The organism is Aquimarina spinulae (genome assembly GCF_943373825.1).
Classification (GTDB): Bacteria; Bacteroidota; Bacteroidia; order Flavobacteriales; family Flavobacteriaceae; genus Aquimarina; species Aquimarina spinulae.
The window spans coordinates 3946202-3968089 of the sequence record NZ_CALSBP010000002.1; the positions used below are offsets into that span (position 1 = coordinate 3946202).

A 21888-nucleotide genomic window follows, 5' to 3' on the forward strand; every position below is an offset into this window, starting at 1 on the left:
TACTAGTTATACTTTTTTAAGCCTGGGGAAAAATGCAAAAAATAATTAGGGTTACTACCGTACCTATATCATTGGGGAAATTATTACAGGGACAATTAAAATTTATGTCTCAATATTATGATATCATTGGGGTATCGGGAGAAGGAGAAGGACAGTTAGATGTAGTGTCGCAAAACGAAGAAGTGCGTGTGATCCCGGTAGAGATGACTCGTAAGATTACTCCGTTCAAAGATCTAAAAGCGGTATATGCCCTGTACAAGTTGTTTAAAAAAGAAAAACCACAGATAGTACACAGTCATACCCCTAAGGCAGGAACATTATCTATGTTAGCTGCAAAACTGGCAGGAGTTCCACATCGTTTACATACTATTGCCGGATTACCACTACTCGAAGCTACTGGAGCAAAGAGAATACTGTTGGATACGGTAGAAAAAGCCACTTATGCCTGTGCTACCAAAATTTACCCAAATTCATCTGGGCTTAACGATATTATTATTACTAATAAATATACGTCACCAAAAAAGTTAAAAGTTATTGCCAATGGGAGTTCTAACGGAATAGATACCTCTTTCTTTGATCCTGGACTTTATACTGAAGAAGAAAACCTGAAATTATCTGAGAGTCTTGGTATTCGACCCACAGACACTGTAATTATATATGTTGGTAGACTGGTAAAAGATAAAGGTATACATGAGCTTATTGATGCGTTTAAGAAATTGAATACAACATCTGCTACTGCAAAATTACTATTGGTAGGTACTTATGAAAAGGATTTGGATCCATTATCCCCAGATGCCGAAGAAGAAATTAATACCAATCCAAATATTATTACGGTAGGCTGGCAGAATGATGTACGGCCTTATTTTGCCATTTCTGATATATTGGCATTTCCCAGTTATCGCGAAGGGTTTCCTAATGTAGTGATGCAAGCAGCATCTATGGGATTAGCTAGTGTTGTTACCGATATTAATGGTTGTAATGAGATTATTACAGAGGGTATAAATGGCAAAATCATCCCAGTAAAAAATGCAGAACAGTTGTTTAAGAATTTAAAAACGCTGGTAGAGGACAAGACCCAACGAGATACCTTGGCCGGTAATGCACGAGAATCGATCACCAGTCGGTATGAACGAAAAGTCGTGTGGGAAGCGCTTTTAGAAGAGTATCGCGCGTTGTAATTATGGCAACAGATATACTTTTTTAATATGTGTTTGTATCTGTTTTTATACATAATTTTTTAATAACAATTTCTTGTTAAAAAAAGTTAATTTAATAAAGCAAAAACCAAAATATTGATTGTATATTTACTCTCGATTTTAGATATAGAATCATAGACAAATTATTAGCTTCATTCCCTGGTAGTATAAATAATATTTGTCTGTTTATTCCCCCAATTTTTAGTGTTATATGATAATCCTGGATAAATCTTAGGATCATATCATTTGGTTGTTAATATTAATGATTGTAAAGGAGATAGTAATTCTTTTATTTCACTTTTTAACAAATGGTTTATACATTTGTTGGATTAAATAATAGAGTCCCTTTTATGGCCATTTAAACTTAAAAAAAAGGTGTATAAATTTTTTATAAAAAGAAGTCTTGATTTTAGTATTTCGCTACTATTACTGATCTTTATTTCACCTGTATTTATACTATTGATTCTTTTTCTGGCTATTGCAAATCAGGGTAAACCTTTTTTTGTTCAAAGAAGACCGGGTAAAAATGAAAAGATTTTTAGCATCGTAAAGTTTAAGACGATGAATGATAGAAAAGATGCACAGGGAAATTTACTACCGGATAAGGATAGAATAACCAAAGTAGGAGCATTTGTTAGAAAAACTTCTTTAGACGAAATTCCACAATTGATTAATGTATTACTAGGAGAAATGTCCCTGATAGGGCCACGTCCTTTGATCATAGAATATTTACCTGTGTATAATGATGTTCAAAAAAAGAGACATGATGTAAGACCAGGTATTACCGGATGGGCTCAGGTTAATGGAAGAAATTCTATTACCTGGAAAAAAAAGTTCGAATATGATGTCTGGTATGTAGAAAACTATGGTTTTTTATTGGATCTGAAAATCATCGGATTAACATTAAAAAAAGTAATACAAAAAGAAGATGTGAATCTATCAAATGACTTGACATCAGAATATTTTGACGGTACAAACTAGTTATATTTCTTAGGAAGAATAGATGAGTAAAAATTTAAACATAGTAGCCTTAACCAAAAAAATGCTTAGAGAAGGTATAGAAAAAAATACCTATTGGAAAGGAAATCTTACCCCATTACCCAAAAGTAAAGCATTATGGCTAGTTTCGAATTCGAGAATAGAAGAGGAAGACTATTGTGGAGTTATTGGCTATGAAGACGAAAAAATGATCTCTTTTGTTTTTATGTTTCCCGATCTGCTTAATAATGGAAACAGAGAACCATCAAAAGTATATTGGATGATCTCCTGGTGGGTGCATAAAGATTATAAAGATACAGTTCTGGGAACCTATATTTATAATGAAGCTGTGAATCTAACAGGGAAACAAATTCTCATAAAATCGTATGCAGAAAATGTAACTACATTTTACGAAAAACAACCTTTTACTGTAATCGCATCAAGATTAAGACATACCATCTTCTTTAGTCTCGATGCATCGATGCTTATAGGAAGGTTCCGATTTTTAAAATCAATTAAATTTGTTCTGGATAGAATCGATAATACGGTAGCATCATGTATTAGGATGCTAAATAGACCTAAAGCTAGAAAAAGAACAAAAACACTTTCTTATGATTATATCAACCAGATGGATGATGAAACCTGGGAGTTTATAGATCCGCTTTGCAAAAATGACCTGATCTATAAAACAAAAGAATATATAAACTGGCAGATTAACGGGATGCAGTATATGCAAACCCCAATTGCAACAAAACATCCATATACATCATTACAAACAGGAACCAGTAATAATATTTACATTCATAATCTTAAAATTATAAAAGAAAATGAAATTATTGGTTTTTTATCTTATGTAATAAATTATAATGAGTTTAATGTTAAATACTTTTTGGTAAAAGAAGAAGAAAATTATAATTTGTGTGTAGATGCTCTTATTGAGAATTTTATCCAAAAGAGAACTAAGTTTATTTTTACAGATGATACTCAGTTATCAGATTGTATAACAAAACGATATAGTACTGTTTTTACACATAAAGTGACAAAAAAGGGACTGGCTCATAATGAAACCAAACTCGATTTTGAAAACTCAAATATGTTGAATAGAGATGGACATTTTTATTAAATCCAAAATTTAAACGTGTGAAATTTGTAAAAAAACTACAAGATTCGATAGAAAGCCATTCTGATTGTAATGCTTTATGTATAAACAATACATTTTATACATATCATGATTTTGCTATTGAAATATCTAAGATTAGAGATGCTATAGCAACTACTGTAGAAGATTCTGAAAAACTAATTGGTTTAGTAACCAATGATGATCTTCAGACCTATGCAAGTATCCTTGCACTTTGGCTTGAGGGGAAAGCATACGTTCCTGTAAATCCATCAACACCAATTGAGCGTAATCATAAAGTTTTTGAATTAACAGAAACACGATATGTTATTGATTCTTCTGAAACTTCAATTTATGAGGAGTATAAAGTTATTGCTTCGGGAGCATTAGATACTACAGATATTAACCTGAAGCCTAAACATGTTTCTGGTGATCAATTAGCATATATATTATTTACCTCGGGTACTACAGGGCTTCCTAAAGGAGTTCCTATTACTTTTGATAACGTTAATGCGCTGGTAAATGCAGTAGATGTAGAACCAGAATTTAATCTGGTTCCTTCGGATCGATGCTTACAAATGTTCGAACTTACTTTTGATTTTTCTGTAGTAACCTATTTATTTCCTTTTTTATCAGGTTCTTGTATTTATACGATACCAAAAGGAGCAATTAAGTATTTTTATATTTTTAAACTTATTAAAGAACAAAAGCTTACAGTTCTTACAATGGTGCCTTCGATCATAAATTATCTAAGGCCTTATTTCCCCGAAATTAATGCTCCCGATGTGCGATATTGTAGTTTTGGAGGAGGAGCATTGCATAGTGATATTGCCAAAGAATGGAGCGAATGCCTTCCTAATTGTAAAATATTTAATTATTATGGCCCTACAGAGTTTACTGTTTATAGTGGCTTTTATCCATATCATAAAGAAACTCATCAAAAAGCCCATAATGGAATAATAGCCATAGGAACACCGCAAGAAGATACGTTGTATCTTGTGGTAAATGAGAATAATGAAGAAGTGCCAGTAAATGTAACAGGAGAGCTATCTTTGGGAGGCCCACAGATAACTCCCGGATATTGGAAAAATGAAGAACGAAATGCTCAAAGCTTTTTTGTAAGAGAAGAAAATGGAAAAAAACAACGTTACTATAAAACCGGAGATCTTTGTTTTAAAGATGAAGAAGGGGATTTTTTATATGTAGGTAGAGCAGATTTTCAAGTAAAAATTAGAGGATATCGGGTAGAACTGGCAGAAGTTGAATTTCATGCAAAGACAAAATCAGATAAAAAAGTCAATATGGTTGCCCTGGATATTACCAATGCATTAGGTAATGCAGAGTTAGGCTTAGCTATAGAATCTGAAGAATTTGATACTGAAGAGATATTCAAGTATATGAAAACTAAAATGCCTGATTATATGATTCCGGGACATGTACGATTTATAAAAGAGTTTCCGCATAGTATCAACGGAAAAATTAGCAGAAAAGAATTAAGAACATATTTTGACATAAATTAAATAATCAATAATGAGTAAAGAAGAGATTTTATCAAAAGTAAAAGAAGCTTTTGTATCTGTATTAGAGCATGATAATTTTCAACTTGCCGATGAAACTACAGCAGATGATGTTGATGGGTGGGAATCTGTAACGCATATGATGATTATTTCTGAAGTCGAAAAATCTTTTGGTATTAAATTTAAACTAATGGATTTAATGAATATGAATAATGTCGGGGATTTAATAAGAACCATAGAATCAGAATTATAAGTATATAAAGTACTTTTGTAGGTATATCAAGAAATAATTTGTAAAAAAAAAACGTGGATGGATAAAGTTTTGATAATTGGAGCTTCGGGTCACGCTAAGGTGATTATAGAAACTATTGAGTTGAATGCAAATTATCAAATTCATGGTCTTATAGATACGTTTAAACCAAAAGGTGAAAAGCTACTTGATTATGAAGTGCTTGGTACAGAAGATTATATTAAAGATCTTGTAGAAAAAGGGATTAATAAAGGAATTATAGCAATAGGAGATAACTGGACTAGGTTTTTAATGCAAGAGAGAATAAAAAAAATATCTCCGGATTTTGAGTTTATTACAGTAATTCATCCATCTGCAATAATTAGCCCAAGTGTTGTGATCGGCAAGGGAAGTATAATATTAGCTTCGGTTACTATTAATGCGCATGCAAGGATTGGAAATTTTTGTATTATGAATACCGATGCTAATTTTGATCATGATAGTGATATACAGGACTTTTCTAGTTTAGCACCAGGAGTTACTGTTGGAGGAAATGTTAGTATAGGTACATGTACTGCAATATCACTGGGCGCAAATATTATTCAGGGTATTACAGTTGGGAAACATAGTATTATTGGAGCAGGAGCTTTACTTCTAAACGATGTAGATGATTTTAAACTCGTTTATGGAGTTCCCGGAAAAGAAATAAGAACTGTTGTAAAAGGAGAAAACTATTTGTCTAAGTCCTAAGAACAAAGATTATAATTTTAGAAATAATGGTAAGCTTACGGATATAAAGCGTTGTTAATTAAATTTATAAAAGCGATAAAAAATATATGTACAACCCATATGTAAAACGATTATTAGATTTTGTGCTTTCCTTTTTGGGTATAGTAATGTTATCTCCCATTATACTAGTGCTGGTTCTAATATTAATTGTGGTTAATAGCGGTAAGCCATTTTTTTTTCAGTTAAGACCGGGAAAAAATGGTCGACTTTTTAAAATCATTAAATTTAAAACAATGTCTGATTTAAGATTAGTGGATAAAGATGATGTACACAATGTTTCTCGTATAACCAAAGCAGGAGCATTTATTAGAAAGTACTCCTTAGATGAGATTTTACAACTTATTAATGTTTTAAAAGGAGATATGAGTTTAATGGGGCCAAGACCTCTTTTGGTCGAATATTTACCTTTGTATAATGAGACGCAAAAGAAAAGACATGATGTAAGACCAGGTATAACAGGATGGGCACAGGTAAAAGGTAGAAATACAATATCCTGGAGTCAGAAATTTGAATATGATGTATGGTACGTAGAAAACCTAAGTTTTAGGTTAGATATAAAAATTTTATTTTTAACCATAAAGAAAGTAATTAAGAAAGAAGGTGTAAACATCGATCAAAATACCATTATGCCTGCTTGGAAAGGAAATAACTAATTAAAAAAAACTTTTATAAAAGTTCTTATAGAACACTATAATTCACACAACCAACAAATCAACTTAAATTTAGTAATGAGTAAAATGAAAATAACTGACGACCCTAAAAAAATAAGGATTTATGGAGCTGGCGGGCATTCTCAAGTCATACGAGAAGTACTAGAAGAGAACGGTTATGAAGTAACCGAAACTTTTGATGATAAACCATCTGGACGTCATTATGCGTCTAAGAATGTAACTTCTGGGGCAAGAAAAAATCTAAAAGAATTTCCACATAAAGGATATCCTGTAATTGTGGCAGTAGGTATAAATGCAGAAAGAGCAGAGATAGCTGGTTTTCTAAAAAGTGATTTTGAAAAGGCAATACATCATTCGGCGATTATAGCCCCAACAGCAAAAATAGGAGAAGGTACCGTTGTTTTTGCAGGAGCGATAATTCAACCCAATACGGTTATCGGAGAACATGTAATTATAAATACAGCAGCAAGCATAGACCATGATAATATTATAGGGAATTTTGCACACATCTCACCAAAAGCTGCTTTATGTGGTCATGTTGAGGTTGGAGAAGGTTCACATGTTGGAGTTGGTGCTGTTGTAATACCAAAGGTTAAAATAGGGAAATGGTGTACCATTGGCGCAGGAGCCGTAGTTTTAAAAGACGTTCCTGATTATTCTACAGTTGTTGGTAATCCCGGTAAAATAATAAAAACAAAACTCACAGACTTGAAGCTTAATAACAAACCAAAATCGTCAGATATCACTTTTATTGGTTCAGGAATTTCATCATCCTTTACGATTTTACATTTTTTAGATCTTATAGAAAGCCATAAAACAAAAAGAAAGATCAATATCAATATAATTGATAAATATAGAGAATTTCACTCTGGGATACCATACGGTTCAAGATCTGGTTTTTCGGTACATCTTATAACGTCTTTAAAAAACTTTTTGCCAGAACCAGAATTGGGAAAATTTATTAAATGGCTTAATAATAATAAGAATTGGTTATTAGACGAATTAAAAAAAGACGGAGGTACATTATCCTCTGAATGGATTACCAAACATGAGGATAAAATTAAAAATAATGAGTGGGAAGATCTTTTTATCCCTCGCCGCTTTTTTGGATGGTATATCAATGAAAAAGTAAAAAACAGATTAGAAGAATTTAAAATCAAAGGTGCTATTGATGTTAATTACATCAATGCAGAAGTGATTGATATAGAAAAATCAGAAAATACATATGAATTGTCTCTAGATAACCAAGACACTGTTTATTCTGAAAAAGTAATCTTATCTGTTGGTTCTCTACCTGTTAATCACCTTTGGAAAAATGAAGATATAATAGAAGAGGATAATTTACTTTTTGTAAATGATCCTTACAGTTCTGAGTTAAAGACAACTTTAGAGAAAATCGATAGCTTTCTTGAAAAACAATCAGAAAAGAAAACTAATGTGCTTATAGTAGGAGCCAATGCAAGTGGATTAGAGTTGCTTTATAAATTAAATGATGTCGAAAAAATAAAATCTAGAATTAATAAATTCATTATTCTTTCTACTCAAGGATTATTGCCAGATGCCGTTATCGATGAAAAACGAAAAAAAGAATACACGCCTTTTAACTTACAGGCATTAACCAAAGAAAAAAATATAACTGCAGAAATTATAGCAGAAGCAACATTTAAAGATTTGGATTATGCCGATCAGATTCATCTGGGAGCAGCGTCTACAGTAGATATTATATCAAAAGCTTTTGGCACTTTGTTAAATAAGTTAGACCCAGAAGAACTAAAAAAGTTTGCTTGCCATTATGGTAATGAAATAGGAAGAAGACAACGATGTGCCGGTTTTCATTATTCTAAAACCGTTGATGAATTGAAGGAGGAAAATCGTTTTGATCATATTGCAGGACGATTTAGAGATATTAATAACGAAACTACAGGAGAATATTCTTTAGAATATTTAGATACAAAATCTGGGAAAAATAAGACCCATGAAGATTCTGTAGGTATAGTGATTAATTGTGTAGGTAGTACAAATCTAACCAAACAAAATATCCCAGAATTATTAAAGAAATTAATAGAGAAAGGATATTGCAAACCTAACGATTCTAAGATAGGATTCGAAGTTAATGAGCAATTAGAAGCTTCTGATAATTTACATATTGTCGGACCACTACTAGCAGGAAATGTGTTTGATGGGAAAGCTGTGTGGCATGTTGAACATTGTGGTAGAATTATATGGCTATCACAAGTGTTATCTGAAAAAATGAATGATTACTTTTTAAAAAAAACTGAATTAAAAGAAAAACCTATATAGTACTAATAAACAACCATACCTAACTAATATTTTTACAATTGGAGCAAAATTACAAACTGTTAATTAAAAACCTTGATGAAAAATCAGACATCATAGAATATAAGACGCTCCTTCAAAAAAAATGGAACAACAATGTATATTATTCGGCCGAGCATTTGTTACATTTTGAGAAGGATTCTGATACGCTAAAATACTTTTTGTTTGAAAAAGAAAAAGAGCCTGTTATTCTAATGCCTTTTGTTTTTAGAGAAATAAAAATAAAAGATCAGAAACATCCGTATTTTGATGTTACAAGCCCATATGGCTATAGTGGACCTTTATTTAATGATACTGTTACAGAAGAAGATATTGCTCAATTTTGGGACAATGTTGATCAATGGTATATGGATCATAATGTAGTAACAGAGTTTATTCGATTTAGTTTAAATGGAAACCACAAAAAATATTCAGGATGTTTAACTAATACATTATCAAATGTTAGAGGGCATCTTTTAGATAATTTTGACGATCAATGGGTGGCATTTTTACCTAAAGTTAGAAATAACTACAGAAAGGCAGTGAATCACAATTTAGTATTTAAAATATTTCATAAGCATGAAATAACAAAAGATATCATTAAAATCTTTAATGATATCTATGTGAATACGATGAATCGCAATAATGCAGATCGTATTTATTTTTTCTCCAATACTTATTTTGAAAACCTGATATTATCAAATTTAGATAATTTTTCTATTGCTATTGCGTATTACGAAGGTATCCCAATTTCTATCGAACTTATCATTGGTTATAAGGATACTATTTTTGCATTTCTAGGGGGAACAAATGCAGAGTATTTTAGTTATAGACCTAATGATTTTCTTAGAGTGAAAATTATAGAATGGGCGATCAAAAATAAGATCAAATGTTATGTTTTAGGAGGAGGTATGAAAGATGGTGATGGATTGTACAGACATAAAAAATCACTTTTTCCAAAAGATGAGGATGTGATTTTTCATACCGGAAGAAAAATTATTAATGAAAAAATTTACGATGAGCTATGTCGCTCTGCCAATCCAGAATATTCTCATGTTCATAAAGAGAATGTAAAAGATTATTTTTTTCCTTTTTATAGATTAAGTATATGAAAAAGGTCCAGATAGATTATTTTTTTGAACTTTTTGAAAAAGGATTGATACCAAAAATATTTCCTAAGATTGGTAATTTAGAAAGTGAAGAAGGATTAATTAATCCAGATTATGATGAGAAATTAATAAATAATCCCGATACGGTTTACTCGGTTTTCTTTATAGCTGATTATCTAAAACCAGAACTTAATAAAGGAGTATTTAATCTAAAAAAAATTAATCAGTTTTTTAAGGGCTATGCTATTTTACTGGATGGTTTTGCTAGTGCAGATGCTTATGTAAAATATCGTTTCCGAAGTAATGCAAAAGGAATAAGAAGGAGAGTAAAACGACTCGAATCATGTTTTCAGATTTCATATAAAACATATTATGGCGCAATAGAAGAGGAGGAATACGATCTATTGATGGATTGTTTAGAAAAAATGTTGATCAGAAGATTTAAACAGCGTAATGATGTGAGTCAAAGTCTTATTCGATGGGATCACTATAAAAGCATATATTTTTCTTTGATTAATCAAAAAAAAGCATCATTGTTTGTTGTTTATGACAATGATAATCCAATAGTTATATCACTTAATAATCATTTTCACGGACAATTATTTAGTGCAATATCATCATATGATATTGATTACCGAAAATTTAGTTTAGGGAGTGTAGAAATTTATAAGAAATTAGATTGGTGTATCGCAAATAATCATAAGTCATATGAGATGGGGATGGGAGATCTTACTTACAAACGAGAATGGTGCAATCATATCTATAATTTTGAACACCAAATAATCTATCCCAAAAAATCTATTTCTGCCGCTATTAGTGCCACTATCGAATATTTGAAAGTAAGTTTTAAAGAATTTGTTTTTAAAATAGCTTATGTTCGATATAAAAAATATAAAGCAAAACGAAAAAAGAGCACTGTTGTCTTACAGGAGCCAGAATACCAAGCATTACCTATAATAGAGGCACAGTATGAAAAACAATACCCTATAATAGATTATAATAGTGTCGAGTATAATTTTTTAAGAAAAATTGTGTTTGACTTTTTGTATACTAGTATTGAAAAAGTATCAGATGTTAGCGTATTAAAAGTTTTGGAAGAAGAAAATACATATTTGATTATCGGGAAATCGAAGATGCAAAAAATTGTTTTTGAGACCAATTTACATATGTCTTAAATGATGTCGTTTTTTTACAATCCTGGCATTGTATGTCGGTATATATTTGTGATATGAAAAAAACAATTACAGCACGATTAAGTGTGCAGAAAGAAAGTACCGAACAATTTTTGATACAAGCAAAAAAGATGGTTCGGGAAAGTAATTTAGAAGAAGGTTGTATAACCTATCGTTTATATCAAGAAATAGATGTTGATACAGAGTTTATTTTTTATGAAGAATATACAAATATGAATGCAGTGGATGCTCATAATTCTTCGAATCATTTTAAAGAATTTATTTCACTGGTATCCTCAATACTTACATCAGAACCAGTAATAGAAGTTTTCTAATTGTTAATCAATAAAACGTCATATAAACCTAATAAAAGTTTGGCGACATATGTTGATCGAATTTATGTGCTAAAACATTCGGGAGCATTTAAATTGCCTGCGATTTTGCCTGGTACAGGTTTAGAATTGTTGTTTCATACTCATGAACCATTGCTAATAAATAATCATAAATGTGATAATGGCCATGTTATTTGTCCTAGAAATTCAATATTACATATAGATGAGTTTAGTGATGTTTCTTTTATATCGGTTCGATTTAAAAGTGGGGCTTTTCGTCACTTTTCTTCAATTCCATTTATAGAACTAAACAATCAGTTTGCTTCTGTCGAGGATATTTGGGGGGTTAAGGGTAAATATTTTTTAGAGAAACTAAATGAGCACCATACTATTAATGACAAAATTAAATGTATAGAGTCCTTTTTGCTTAAATGTTTGTATGATTACCATAATAAACAAAATGACAAATGGGACACTATCATGCATTCTTTGTATAAGCAGTATAATTCAATTTCTTTAAAAGAATTAGCTGCTTATACTAATTTGAGTTACCGCCAGTTTGAAAGAAATTTTAAATCTCAATTTGGGATTACGCCAAAGAAAATCCAACGAATTATACGGTTTGAAGCTACGGTAAAAAAAATACTATTAAACAGAAACCCTGGGTATTTGTCTACTGCATTAGATCATGGCTATTACGATCAAAGCCATTTTATCAACGAATTTCAGTTTTTTACCGAAGAAAAGCCTTCTAACTATTTTGTGACAAAGAATTATGATCATCATTTTTATGATAAATCAATAAAAGCACCAGAAAGGTATTAGTTTTTTACAAAGTTGATATCTCCTAAATATTGGGTAATATCCTTTGCTATGATATCTCTACCATGATTGTTCCAGTGTCTGTCATAGATTAAAGTAGTAGAACGATCAGAGGTTTCAAAAGAAGCAGAGAAATCGATGTAATTAAATTCATTTTTTTCTAAATACGATAAAAATAGAGGACTTGTTATTTTGGAGTCTAAAAGAAGCGTAAATCGTTTTTTATCATATCCATATTTAGAAATCAAGCTTTTGAAGTTGGCCAGGTATTTCTCTTCATTTTCTTTTTTAATTCTCAAAATTTCGGCATCATCTATCGAAACTGTCTTTTTTTTGGGTTTAAGCATATTAAGGAATCGATACATAAGTTCCTGAGGAGGATCTAAAATCCCAATGCTTTTACAGTATACTATTAGTTTACTTTTTTTAAGCATTTTGTTCATGGGAGACTCTAAAGCTAATCGACTATTAACAACCCGGTATTCTGCACGCGTTAAATCGTTAGAGAATTTTATACCCAAAATAACGTGGTCAATAAGATCGAATTGAGAAGCATACGAATGTATCAGGTGTAGTTGGTCTGCAAAATCATAACCGGCATAGCCATATTCATATACTTCAATTTCAGGAATAGCATTTTCAATCTTTTTACCAATAGAGTTGTAGTAGTTTTGATGAAACCCTTCTATAAATGAATCCCCAACCAATGCTACTTCGATTTTATCTTTTGTTGGGATAAATTCTCTATAAGAATTATACCCTGTCGTATTAATATGATATTCTGAAAAATTTTGCCTTCTGTTTCCAGTAACCGAAAAACCATTTTGGTTTGGTTTCCATTTTTCTACTTTGTATTCGTCGAGAAATCGGGTAGGAGTGTCTTTTCCTAAATGAAAAACACGCACTAAGCCTTCTAATACGATGAGTATTAAAAAAACATATAAGATACTTTTGATTATAAGTTTTTTCATGTGACTTTAAAATTATATCATAATGCTTTTTTTATTGTCATTATCTATTTTTAATTAGAATTGGAAATAAATAAATGATCTGTCTATGTTATCATCAAAAAACAGTAACATTCCTAAAATTACTAAAGTATATGCAACGAATCTCACGATTCTAGACTTAAATTTAAAAGGAGCGCGCTCGTCTCTTCTGATTCTAAATTCATATAAAATAAAAAGACCTAACAAAATAAAATAATCTACCATGCGATACCCTAAAGGATGTTGATAGGTTTCGTATGAAAAATTGGCGTATATCTGCTCTAAAAAACCAAAAGCATCTGTAATGGACTCAGATCTAAAGAATACTCTAGAAAATGTGACTAATAAAAAAGTGAGTAAAATTTGTGAGATTTCTGTTAAAGAGGGAAGCCAGCGATTTTCTGCTACCACAGTATTCATATAAATACGATTTCGTCCCATTAAAAAAACAGGAATGTATAAAGCAGCATGAATTGCTCCCCATACGATAAAAGTCCAGTTTGCACCATGCCAAAAACCACTCACTAAGAAAATAATAATAATATTTCTAACCGATTTAAGTTTGCTTACTCTGCTTCCGCCAAGAGGGATATATACGTAATGTCTAAACCAGGTGGATAAAGAAACATGCCATCGCTGCCAATATTCGGCAACATTTCTAGAAAATGTAGGAAACTTAAAGTTAGACATTAATTCTATTCCAAATAGTTTGGCTGTTCCTATAGCGATATCAGAATACCCACTAAAATCTCCATAAACCTGAAAACTAAAAAGCGATACGCCAAGGATTAAAGTAGAAGCAGAATAATCGTTATAATTAAGAAAGATATCATCAACAATAGGAGCAATAGAATCTGCAATAACTACTTTTTTGAATAACCCCCAAAGTATAAGCCTTAGGCCTTCTGTGCATTGTGTGTAATTAAAAATTCTTTTGGTGGTGATTTGTGATAAGAGATTAGAAGCTCTCTCTATGGGGCCAGCAACCAATTGAGGGAAAAAACTAACAAAAGTAGCAAATGCAATAAAATTCTTGGTAGGCGTTAATCTTTTGTAATAAATATCTAATGAATACGACATGGTCTGAAACGTATAAAAAGATATGCCTACAGGTAAAATAATCTGTAATGTCCATGTGCTTTTAAGCTCATATCCGAAAACAGAAAGAAAATCTACCCAGGACCCTATAAAGAAATTGTAGTATTTAAAGAAGCCTAAAAGACCGATGTTAAAAATTACACTTACCCATAACCAGGCTTTTCTTTTTGAAGCAGAATCATTAGCATGAATAGTTTGACCTATAAAAAAATCAACAACAGTACTTGCGAGTATAAGAAATAGAAATCGCCAATCCCATAAGCCATAAAAGATATAACTGGCGATAAGTATAAACAAATTCTGAATTTGAATTTTTTTATAGAAAATAAACCAGTAAAGAACAAAAACGACTGGCAGGAATATAAAAAAATCTAAAGAATTGAATAACATCTATACCGTATATAATTATAAAATTCGGAGAAGGGTTACACAAAGAAATATAGCGAAAATATCTCATTGCTATTGAAGGGCATAAATTTTGTGTATTTAATTTTATAAATCAAATATTTATGAAGTTATTTTTTATTTGATACTAAATACTAGGTTTTGTTATAAAAAAAAATGATGATAAGTGGGGGAAATGCCCCTGTTCAGAAATAGGTGTTATCCCCATGAAATTAATTTATTATTAAACTATACTTGTACTACCCAAAATAGTTTACAAAAAAGTAATACGAAAAATGAATTTTGGTGATGCATTATGTTTAATTTTGCGGTAAATTATGATTTTAGGTTTAAATTCGTTTTTTATTACAAGTAGTTTTATGGAGTATCTATAATACTTTTCTTACGGGATTTCCGTATTGTAAGGCAATATTTAGGCAAACGTGAGTCATTGAACGTTTTTTTTAAGTATTCTGTCTAAAAAATTAAATTTTGAATTGTTAATTGATTTAACTAGACTATTTTAGCTTTGGAAAACAAATGTAAAGTAAGTTCAAAAAAGGAAGTTCTACCCCCCTTCTTCCAGCGTTTTTTAGATTGTCATCAAAAAGATTTGACTAATTGTTATGCATGTCGCGTAATTGTTATGTCAATAGGAAATTATTGTTCATTATTAATGGGAAAATTATGAATATAATTGATTCAAAAAAAATATGGCTTTCTTCACCGCATATGGGTGGATCAGAGCAAAAATTCGTAAAAGAAGCATTCGACACAAACTGGGTAGCACCTTTGGGTCCAAACGTTAATGGATTTGAGAGTGATATTGAAAGTTACCTTGGAGAAGATGTTTATGCTGCAGCATTAAGTTCTGGTACAGCTGCATTACACCTTGGGTTAAAACTACTTGGTGTTACGGTTGGTGATGAAGTATTATGCCAAAGTATGACATTTGCTGCTTCGGCCAATCCAATAGTATATCTTGGTGCTAAACCTATATTTATAGATAGCGAAAGAAGTACCTGGAATCTATGTCCAGATCAACTAGAAATAGCAATAAAAGACAGAATTGCAAAAGGTAAAAAGCCTAAAGCAATTATTGCTGTACATTTATATGGAATGCCATATAATGTAGAGGCTATTCATAATATTGCTTCAGAATACAAAATCCCTATATTAGAAGATAGTGCAGAAGCCTTAGGAAGTTCTTATCAAGGAATTAACTGTGGAACTTTTGGAGATATTGCTATCCTTTCTTTTAATGGGAATAAGATTATTACTACCTCTGGAGGTGGATCACTTGTTTCTAAAAAACAAGAACATAAAGATAAAGCCATTTTCTTGGCAACTCAAGCCAGAGACAATGCACCTCATTATGAACATTCTGAAATAGGATATAATTACAGAATGAGCAATATTACTGCAGGCATAGGAAGAGGGCAGATGGAAGTTTTGGATGCCCATGTTGATAATAGACGTAGTAATTTTGAATTTTACAAAAAGAACCTTGAAGATTCCTCTGAAATAAAGTTTTTAGAAGAACCTTCTGGATATCATTCTAATAGATGGTTAACCTGTATAGAAACCAGCTCTTATAAGTTAAGAGAAGGAATACGGTTATCACTGGCAGAAGAAAACATAGAATCAAGACCGTTATGGAAGCCCATGCATCAACAAGCTGTATTTGCAGATTGTGATGCTTACCTCAATGGAATTTCTGATGACCTATTTGATCGCGGCCTTTGCTTACCCAGCGGGTCTAATCTTGAAGAAGATGATTTATATAGAATTGTATCAGTAATTAAAAATGTATTGAGATGATAAAGAGCTACCTTATAAATAATTCGCATAAACACGCATCTAAATGGCTAGTTTTATCTATTGATGTGTTAATTACGATCTTTAATTTCTTTTTGGCGTACGTAATTAGATTTGGAATCACGTTAAATTTTGATACCACTAATTTAATATACCAATTACCAATTATAGCAGGTTTATCTACCTTAAGCTTTTTAATGATAGGATCCTATAAAGGAGTGGTTAGACATACAGGAATGAGAGATGCTTATAACCTGTTTGTTGCTGTAACTATCTTAATTAGTTTAATGGGATTTTTTATGGCATCCAGTAGATTAGCACTATTGCCAGAATTGTTAAATATTCCTGTGTCTATAATTTGCGTGCACTATTTATTAAATATTATAACACTTACTACAAGTCGTTTGATATTTAAATATTGCTACTACTATGTGAAGTCAAAAATAGGAGAAACTTCTAGAATATTGATTTATGGGGCAGGAGATTCTGGATTAATAACCCTTGCAGCGGTTACTAATGATTCAAACAGATCCTTATCTGTAGTTGGTTTTGTTGATGATAATTCTCAAAAAATTGGTAAGACAATTAATGGGATTAAGGTATATCCTTCGGGAATGATTAATCAAAGCTTTATAACAAAGAACAATATTAAGGAGATCGTTGTATCTATTCCACATATAAGTAAAAAAAGACTCTCAGAAATTTCTGATAACTTGCTTAAGCTAAAGGTTACCGTTAAAATAATACCCGCAGTAAATGATTGGATTGATGGTAAATTAAAGGTTTCTCAAATTAAAGAAATTCAAATAGAAGACTTATTAGAAAGAGCTCCTATTAGTATGGATAATCAGAATATCACACAAGAACTTAATGATAAAGTGATTTTGATAACAGGAGCAGCTGGATCAATAGGAAGTGAAATAGTAAGACAAGCTTCATATTATAGCTATAGACATCTTGTTTTGGTTGATCAGGCAGAATCCCCTTTATATGATTTACAACAAGAGCTTTTAAGTAAAGGAGTAACCAATTTTACGCCTATTGTTGCTGATATAAGAGACCATCAAAGAGTAGAAACTATATTTGAAAAGTATAGACCTAATATGGTTTTTCATGCAGCAGCATATAAGCATGTACCTCTAATGGAGAATAATCCTTGTGAGGCAATTAAAATTAATGTACTTGGAACCAGGAAACTTGCAGATTTGTCATCTGAGTTTGGTGTAGATAAGTTTGTTTTTGTATCTACAGATAAAGCAGTGAACCCTACCAATGTGATGGGAGCAACCAAGAGAGTTGCCGAAATGTATATAAAATGTATTAATGGAACCAGTAATACTAAATTTATTACCACTAGATTCGGAAATGTACTGGGATCGAATGGATCTGTTATTCCATTATTTAAAAAACAAATCCAAAAAGGAGGGCCATTAACAGTTACTCATAAAGATGTAACTCGCTTTTTTATGACTATACCAGAAGCTTCTCAATTGGTTATAGAAGCAGGAACAATGGGTAATGGAGGCGAAATATTTATCTTTGATATGGGAGAATCTGTAAAGATTTTTGACCTTGCAAAGAAAATGATACGATTATCTGGCCTTAGATATCCAGAAGATATAGATATAAAAATAACAGGCCTTAGACCTGGAGAGAAATTGTATGAAGAACTCCTGGCTGATACAGAAAATACGTTACCAACCTATCACAAGAAAATAATGATAAGTAGATTTGATGATAATGATTGTGTATTGGTAAAAGATAAAATTGATGACCTTTGTATTATGAATTTACTAAGCCAGGATCATCAAATTGTAGGAAAATTAAAAGAGATAGTTCCAGAATTTATCTCCAATAATTCTACCTTCGAAAGTATTGATAAAATTAATAAGAAAAGTATTCAAGGTAAGCGAGAAGTTCTTGCATAGAGCTTGATGTAACAAAATAGTAGGTATTATATAGTAAGGGAAAAAATACCTTCAAAACATTTTAGTAAGAAGAGATAGGCTTGTTTAGGGGAATAAACTTGCCTAAATGTTTTATGGTGTTCTTTTAGAACGCGTGAAAGGAAAATAGTATAGATAAAGCAAAATCTTATTGCTAAACTAAATAAAGTTATATTTTTGTAACTCTATTAATAGGCTTACTTATAAAGTATTAAAATATGCGATGTAGATTTTTGTTATTATTTGTGGTATTAATATCAGTTTTTTCCTGTAAAGTACCTGAAAATGTGGTTTATTTTCAAAATTCTGCAAATTTGGAGAAGATTTCTTCTACAAATTCTTTCACCTCTATTTTTAAAGTTGATGATATCGTTGGGATACTGGTTTCTGCAGCAGATATGGATGCAGCAAGACCATTTAATTTAATGCAAAGTTCTTCTATGTCACTAGGAGAAGGCGGAGGAGGAAATGCAGTAAGTTCTGCAGGATCAGGTGAACCTACGTACCTAATAAACGAAGAAGGAAATATTGATTTTCCTGTTTTGGGAGAGCTAAAAATTGCTGGCCTAACTCGAATCGAGGTTAAGGAAATGATTAAAGAAAAGCTAAAAATTTATATCAATGATCCTATAGTAAGTGTACGGCTTAAAAATTTTAAGATTACCGTTATGGGAGAAGTATCAAGACCTGGTTCTTATACAATACCCAATGAAAGAATTACTATTATTGAAGCCCTTGGTTTAGCGGGAGATATGACTATTAAAGGAAGAAGAGAAAACCTAATGGTGATTAGAGAAAATGAAGGAGTAAATACATATCATCGTGTAGATCTTACTTCTAAATCAATTTTTGAATCCCCTGTATATTATCTGGCACAAAATGACGTTGTTTATGTTGAGCCAAATAACTCAAGAATAAAAGAATCCAAAACACGTGATAACACCCTTGGTGTCATTATTAGTATTGTTGGTGTAATTATATCTGTAGTAACTCTAGTTGTAAGATAATAAGTATATGATTTCTAATACTAATAATACCCCTACGAAGAATACTAATTTTGATTCATCTTCTGGATTTAGTTTTAATCTTAGAGATCAAATTTTAAAATACCTTAAACGTTGGTATTGGTTTGTATTAAGTGTCTTTATTTTTGTTAGTTTGGCGTATCTTAAAGTAAGGTATACAATTCCTCAATATAATGTGTCTTCTAGTATTGTGATCTCTCAGGATGAAAGTATGGGTGAATCAGAGTTGTCGGCATTTAAAGATCTTGGTTTATTGGATGATGGGCAGAATAAAATTGAAAATGAGATTCAAATTTTAAAATCAAGAACGTTATTAACTAATGTAGTTAATAATTTAAAACTTAATGTTCGATATTTTAGTGAAGGAAGAATTCTAGAAGTAGAGAATTACCCAAAATCACTTATTGAAATTAATTTTTTATCAGATGATTCTATTGTACATAAAAAATCAAAAGTTTTTCATGTGCAAATTGATTCTGACACCTCTTTCTCGTTTTTAGATGAAAAAAAAACAAAAAGTAAGTAACCATTCCTTCGGAAATACTATTAGTACTAGTATTGGTGATATTATTATTACTCCAAGTATGGATACTATGAATGCTAGTATTGGTAAAATCATCAAAATTGTAGTAACGCCAGTAAAGTTTGTTGCCGAGTCATATAGAAATAGATTATCTATTATTTCGGTTAAAAATTCGGCAATTGTTAGATTGTCGTTAAACGACCCGGTCAAGGAAAAAGCAAAAGATATTATTAATAACCTTGTAGAAGAATACAACAAGGCAACTATAGAAAATAAAAAACAAGCTTCGGCAAGAACTGCTGATTTTATAAATGATCGTTTAGAGCTTATTTCAGGAGATTTGACCCAAGTAGATGATCAAGCGGCAACGTATCAATCGAGTAGAGGATTAACTAGTAGTGATGTGGCAGTTCAAGCTCAACAGTTTTCAGATTTAGATACAAAAAACTCTCAAGAAATAGCACGGCTAAACACACAGCTATATTTTATAGAATCGATGCGAAAGTTTGTGCTTAGCCAAGATGGTAAGTTTGATCTTGTACCACAATCTAATTCTGGATTTAGTGATCCAACAGTTGCTACTACGATATCAAGATATAATGGATTAATTCTTCAGAGACAACGTTTATTAAAAACTTCGAGTATAAAGAATCCAGTTGTTGTAAATATAGATCAACAAATTGGTGGATTAAGACAAGTTCTAACAGGAAGTTTAAATAGCCTTAAAAACTCTATCAATGGGCAATTACGAAGCTTAAATACCCAGAATCAATATTTTGGAGGTCAAATATATAGCGCACCAACACGACAGAAAGATATTAGAGCTATAGAGCGGGAACAGACCATAAAAGAACAATTATATCTTTATCTACTTCAAAAAAGAGAAGAAGCAGAGATAAAGAGTCATATTACGCTTTCTAATGCCAGAGTAATCGATAAAGCGTCTACATTGGGATCATATCCAGTATCTCCAAATAAGAAAACAATATATGCAGGAGCTTTCTTTCTTGGTTTGATATTGCCTTTTCTTATTATTTATACCTCAGATTTGTTAAATGTAAAAGTAAGTTCTAGAGAAGACCTCGAAAAAGTACTTTCTATGCCAATTATTGGGTCTATACCAAAGGTGAAATCCAAAAATAAAATAATGATTTCGCAAAATGATAGATCAGGAATAGCAGAAGCATTTAGGATCTTAAGAACAAATTTAGACTTCTTAATGGCAGGAATTAACAAAACTAAAGGAAAAGTTATTTTTGTTACCTCTACTATTTCTGGAGAAGGAAAGACTTTAATCTCTTCAAACTTGGCTAAAACTTTAGCCATTTCAGGAAAAAAAGTAGCCTTTTTGGGTACGGATTTAAGAGATCCTAAATTTCATAAGTTTTTTGATCTACCTAATGGGAAAGATTCTAAAGGACTTACTAATTTTATAATGAATGATGAATTAACTCCAGAAGATATCATATATAAATATAAAAAAGAAGATGCATTTGATATTGTACCATCTGGAGCAATACCACCTAACCCTGCAGAACTTTTAATGCAAGAAAGAGTAAATGTAATGTTTAAGTATCTAGAAGAACACTACGATTATATTATTGTAGATACTGCTCCTGTTAGCCTTGTAACCGATACGCTTTTAATAGCAAAACACGCAGATTTAAGTATTTATATAGTAAGAGAAAATTACTCTGATAAAAGAGTATTACAGGTTCCAGAAAATTTCTATAGAGAAAAACGTTTACCAAATATTGCAGTTTTACTTAATGCAGCTGGTAATAAGACTGGTTATAACTATGGATACGGTTATGGAAAAAAGAATTAAGAAAATTCGATATTATTTTTCATTAATGA

Annotated in this window: 19 protein-coding genes; 17 read left to right on the forward strand and 2 right to left on the reverse strand. The window is 31.2% G+C overall.

Going from position 1 to position 21888, the window contains the following annotated elements:
• Window positions 1-32 precede the first annotated feature (32 nt).
• The 12 genes from NNH57_RS22370 to NNH57_RS22425 all read left to right on the forward strand — a co-directional run bounded on the left by NNH57_RS22370 (window position 33) and on the right by NNH57_RS22425 (window position 12251).
• Window positions 33-1178 carry a glycosyltransferase family 4 protein gene (locus NNH57_RS22370; protein ID WP_108808846.1) on the forward strand — a complete coding sequence of 382 codons (1146 nt, stop codon included), beginning with the start codon at window positions 33-35 and terminating at the stop codon, window positions 1176-1178.
• Window positions 1179-1571: 393 nt separating this feature from the next.
• Window positions 1572-2177 (forward strand): sugar transferase, encoded by a 606-nt coding sequence (locus tag NNH57_RS22375; RefSeq protein WP_074406517.1) that lies wholly within the window; start codon window positions 1572-1574, stop codon window positions 2175-2177.
• Between the two features lie 22 nt (window positions 2178-2199).
• Window positions 2200-3297, forward strand: coding sequence for a hypothetical protein (locus NNH57_RS22380; RefSeq protein WP_074406516.1), 1098 nt, complete (start codon window positions 2200-2202; stop codon window positions 3295-3297).
• A gap of 17 nt (window positions 3298-3314) precedes the next feature.
• Window positions 3315-4811 (forward strand): AMP-binding protein, encoded by a 1497-nt coding sequence (locus NNH57_RS22385; RefSeq protein WP_074406515.1) that lies wholly within the window; start codon window positions 3315-3317, stop codon window positions 4809-4811.
• A gap of 10 nt (window positions 4812-4821) precedes the next feature.
• The gene (locus tag NNH57_RS22390) at window positions 4822-5061 is read left to right on the forward strand and encodes an acyl carrier protein (protein WP_074406514.1); all 240 of its coding nucleotides are present in this window, start codon (window positions 4822-4824) and stop codon (window positions 5059-5061) included.
• Window positions 5062-5118: 57 nt separating this feature from the next.
• Entirely contained in the window at window positions 5119-5787 is a 669-nt protein-coding gene (locus tag NNH57_RS22395; protein ID WP_108808847.1) for an acetyltransferase, read from the forward strand.
• An 86-nt stretch (window positions 5788-5873) separates the two neighbouring features.
• Window positions 5874-6479, forward strand: a complete 606-nt coding sequence (locus tag NNH57_RS22400; RefSeq protein WP_074406512.1) for a sugar transferase — start codon at window positions 5874-5876, stop codon at window positions 6477-6479.
• A gap of 84 nt (window positions 6480-6563) precedes the next feature.
• Window positions 6564-8798, forward strand: coding sequence for a NeuD/PglB/VioB family sugar acetyltransferase (locus tag NNH57_RS22405; protein ID WP_132066183.1), 2235 nt, complete (start codon window positions 6564-6566; stop codon window positions 8796-8798).
• A 38-nt stretch (window positions 8799-8836) separates the two neighbouring features.
• Window positions 8837-9925, forward strand: coding sequence for a GNAT family N-acetyltransferase (locus tag NNH57_RS22410; protein ID WP_074406511.1), 1089 nt, complete (start codon window positions 8837-8839; stop codon window positions 9923-9925).
• Window positions 9922-11097, forward strand: a complete 1176-nt coding sequence (locus NNH57_RS22415; RefSeq protein WP_074406510.1) for a GNAT family N-acetyltransferase — start codon at window positions 9922-9924, stop codon at window positions 11095-11097. The genes NNH57_RS22410 and NNH57_RS22415 overlap by 4 nt, the downstream gene beginning before the upstream one ends.
• A 53-nt stretch (window positions 11098-11150) precedes the next feature.
• Window positions 11151-11429 carry a putative quinol monooxygenase gene (locus NNH57_RS22420; protein WP_159099306.1) on the forward strand — a complete coding sequence of 93 codons (279 nt, stop codon included), beginning with the start codon at window positions 11151-11153 and terminating at the stop codon, window positions 11427-11429.
• Entirely contained in the window at window positions 11430-12251 is an 822-nt protein-coding gene (locus NNH57_RS22425) for a helix-turn-helix domain-containing protein (protein ID WP_108808849.1), read from the forward strand. It abuts the gene before it with no gap.
• Here NNH57_RS22425 and NNH57_RS22430 read toward each other — a convergent pair.
• Both NNH57_RS22430 and NNH57_RS22435 read right to left on the reverse strand, forming a co-directional pair.
• Window positions 12248-13219 carry a hypothetical protein gene (locus tag NNH57_RS22430; RefSeq protein ID WP_074406507.1) on the reverse strand — a complete coding sequence of 324 codons (972 nt, stop codon included), beginning with the start codon at window positions 13217-13219 and terminating at the stop codon, window positions 12248-12250. The two genes, NNH57_RS22425 and NNH57_RS22430, sit on opposite strands and share 4 nt — an antisense overlap.
• A 54-nt stretch (window positions 13220-13273) precedes the next feature.
• Window positions 13274-14632: an MBOAT family O-acyltransferase gene (locus NNH57_RS22435; protein ID WP_328515251.1), complete on the reverse strand. Its 1359-nt coding sequence runs from the start codon at window positions 14630-14632 to the stop codon at window positions 13274-13276.
• A gap of 774 nt (window positions 14633-15406) precedes the next feature.
• On the opposite strand from NNH57_RS22435, the gene NNH57_RS22440 reads away from it, so the two are divergent.
• From NNH57_RS22440 to NNH57_RS22460, 5 genes are all read left to right on the forward strand, one after another.
• The gene (locus NNH57_RS22440; protein WP_074406505.1) at window positions 15407-16540 is read left to right on the forward strand and encodes a DegT/DnrJ/EryC1/StrS family aminotransferase; all 1134 of its coding nucleotides are present in this window, start codon (window positions 15407-15409) and stop codon (window positions 16538-16540) included.
• Window positions 16537-18465, forward strand: a complete 1929-nt coding sequence (locus NNH57_RS22445) for a polysaccharide biosynthesis protein (protein ID WP_074406504.1) — start codon at window positions 16537-16539, stop codon at window positions 18463-18465. Before NNH57_RS22440 ends, NNH57_RS22445 begins: the two co-directional genes overlap by 4 nt.
• A gap of 332 nt (window positions 18466-18797) precedes the next feature.
• Entirely contained in the window at window positions 18798-19490 is a 693-nt protein-coding gene (locus NNH57_RS22450) for a polysaccharide biosynthesis/export family protein (protein ID WP_234423422.1), read from the forward strand.
• Between the two features lie 7 nt (window positions 19491-19497).
• The gene (locus tag NNH57_RS22455) at window positions 19498-20034 is read left to right on the forward strand and encodes a Wzz/FepE/Etk N-terminal domain-containing protein (RefSeq protein ID WP_254504248.1); all 537 of its coding nucleotides are present in this window, start codon (window positions 19498-19500) and stop codon (window positions 20032-20034) included.
• Window positions 20009-21859: a GumC family protein gene (locus NNH57_RS22460; RefSeq protein WP_254504250.1), complete on the forward strand. Its 1851-nt coding sequence runs from the start codon at window positions 20009-20011 to the stop codon at window positions 21857-21859. Before NNH57_RS22455 ends, NNH57_RS22460 begins: the two co-directional genes overlap by 26 nt.
• Window positions 21860-21888 lie beyond the last annotated feature (29 nt).

What these genes read in the sequence shown, in the direction of transcription:
- NNH57_RS22370 (WP_108808846.1), top strand. Translation starts at nt 33, where the DNA reads ATGCAAAAAATAATTAGGGTTACTACCGTACCTATATCATTGGGGAAA.
- NNH57_RS22380 (WP_074406516.1), top strand. Translation starts at nt 2,200, where the DNA reads ATGAGTAAAAATTTAAACATAGTAGCCTTAACCAAAAAAATGCTTAGA.
- NNH57_RS22390 (WP_074406514.1), top strand. Translation starts at nt 4,822, where the DNA reads ATGAGTAAAGAAGAGATTTTATCAAAAGTAAAAGAAGCTTTTGTATCT.
- NNH57_RS22395 (WP_108808847.1), top strand. Translation starts at nt 5,119, where the DNA reads ATGGATAAAGTTTTGATAATTGGAGCTTCGGGTCACGCTAAGGTGATT.
- NNH57_RS22400 (WP_074406512.1), top strand. Translation starts at nt 5,874, where the DNA reads ATGTACAACCCATATGTAAAACGATTATTAGATTTTGTGCTTTCCTTT.
- NNH57_RS22405 (WP_132066183.1), top strand. Translation starts at nt 6,564, where the DNA reads ATGAAAATAACTGACGACCCTAAAAAAATAAGGATTTATGGAGCTGGC.
- NNH57_RS22415 (WP_074406510.1), top strand. Translation starts at nt 9,922, where the DNA reads ATGAAAAAGGTCCAGATAGATTATTTTTTTGAACTTTTTGAAAAAGGA.
- NNH57_RS22420 (WP_159099306.1), top strand. Translation starts at nt 11,151, where the DNA reads ATGAAAAAAACAATTACAGCACGATTAAGTGTGCAGAAAGAAAGTACC.
- NNH57_RS22430 (WP_074406507.1), bottom strand. Translation starts at nt 13,219, where the DNA reads ATGAAAAAACTTATAATCAAAAGTATCTTATATGTTTTTTTAATACTC.
- NNH57_RS22440 (WP_074406505.1), top strand. Translation starts at nt 15,407, where the DNA reads ATGAATATAATTGATTCAAAAAAAATATGGCTTTCTTCACCGCATATG.
- NNH57_RS22445 (WP_074406504.1), top strand. Translation starts at nt 16,537, where the DNA reads ATGATAAAGAGCTACCTTATAAATAATTCGCATAAACACGCATCTAAA.
- NNH57_RS22455 (WP_254504248.1), top strand. Translation starts at nt 19,498, where the DNA reads ATGATTTCTAATACTAATAATACCCCTACGAAGAATACTAATTTTGAT.
- NNH57_RS22460 (WP_254504250.1), top strand. Translation starts at nt 20,009, where the DNA reads ATGAAAAAAAAACAAAAAGTAAGTAACCATTCCTTCGGAAATACTATT.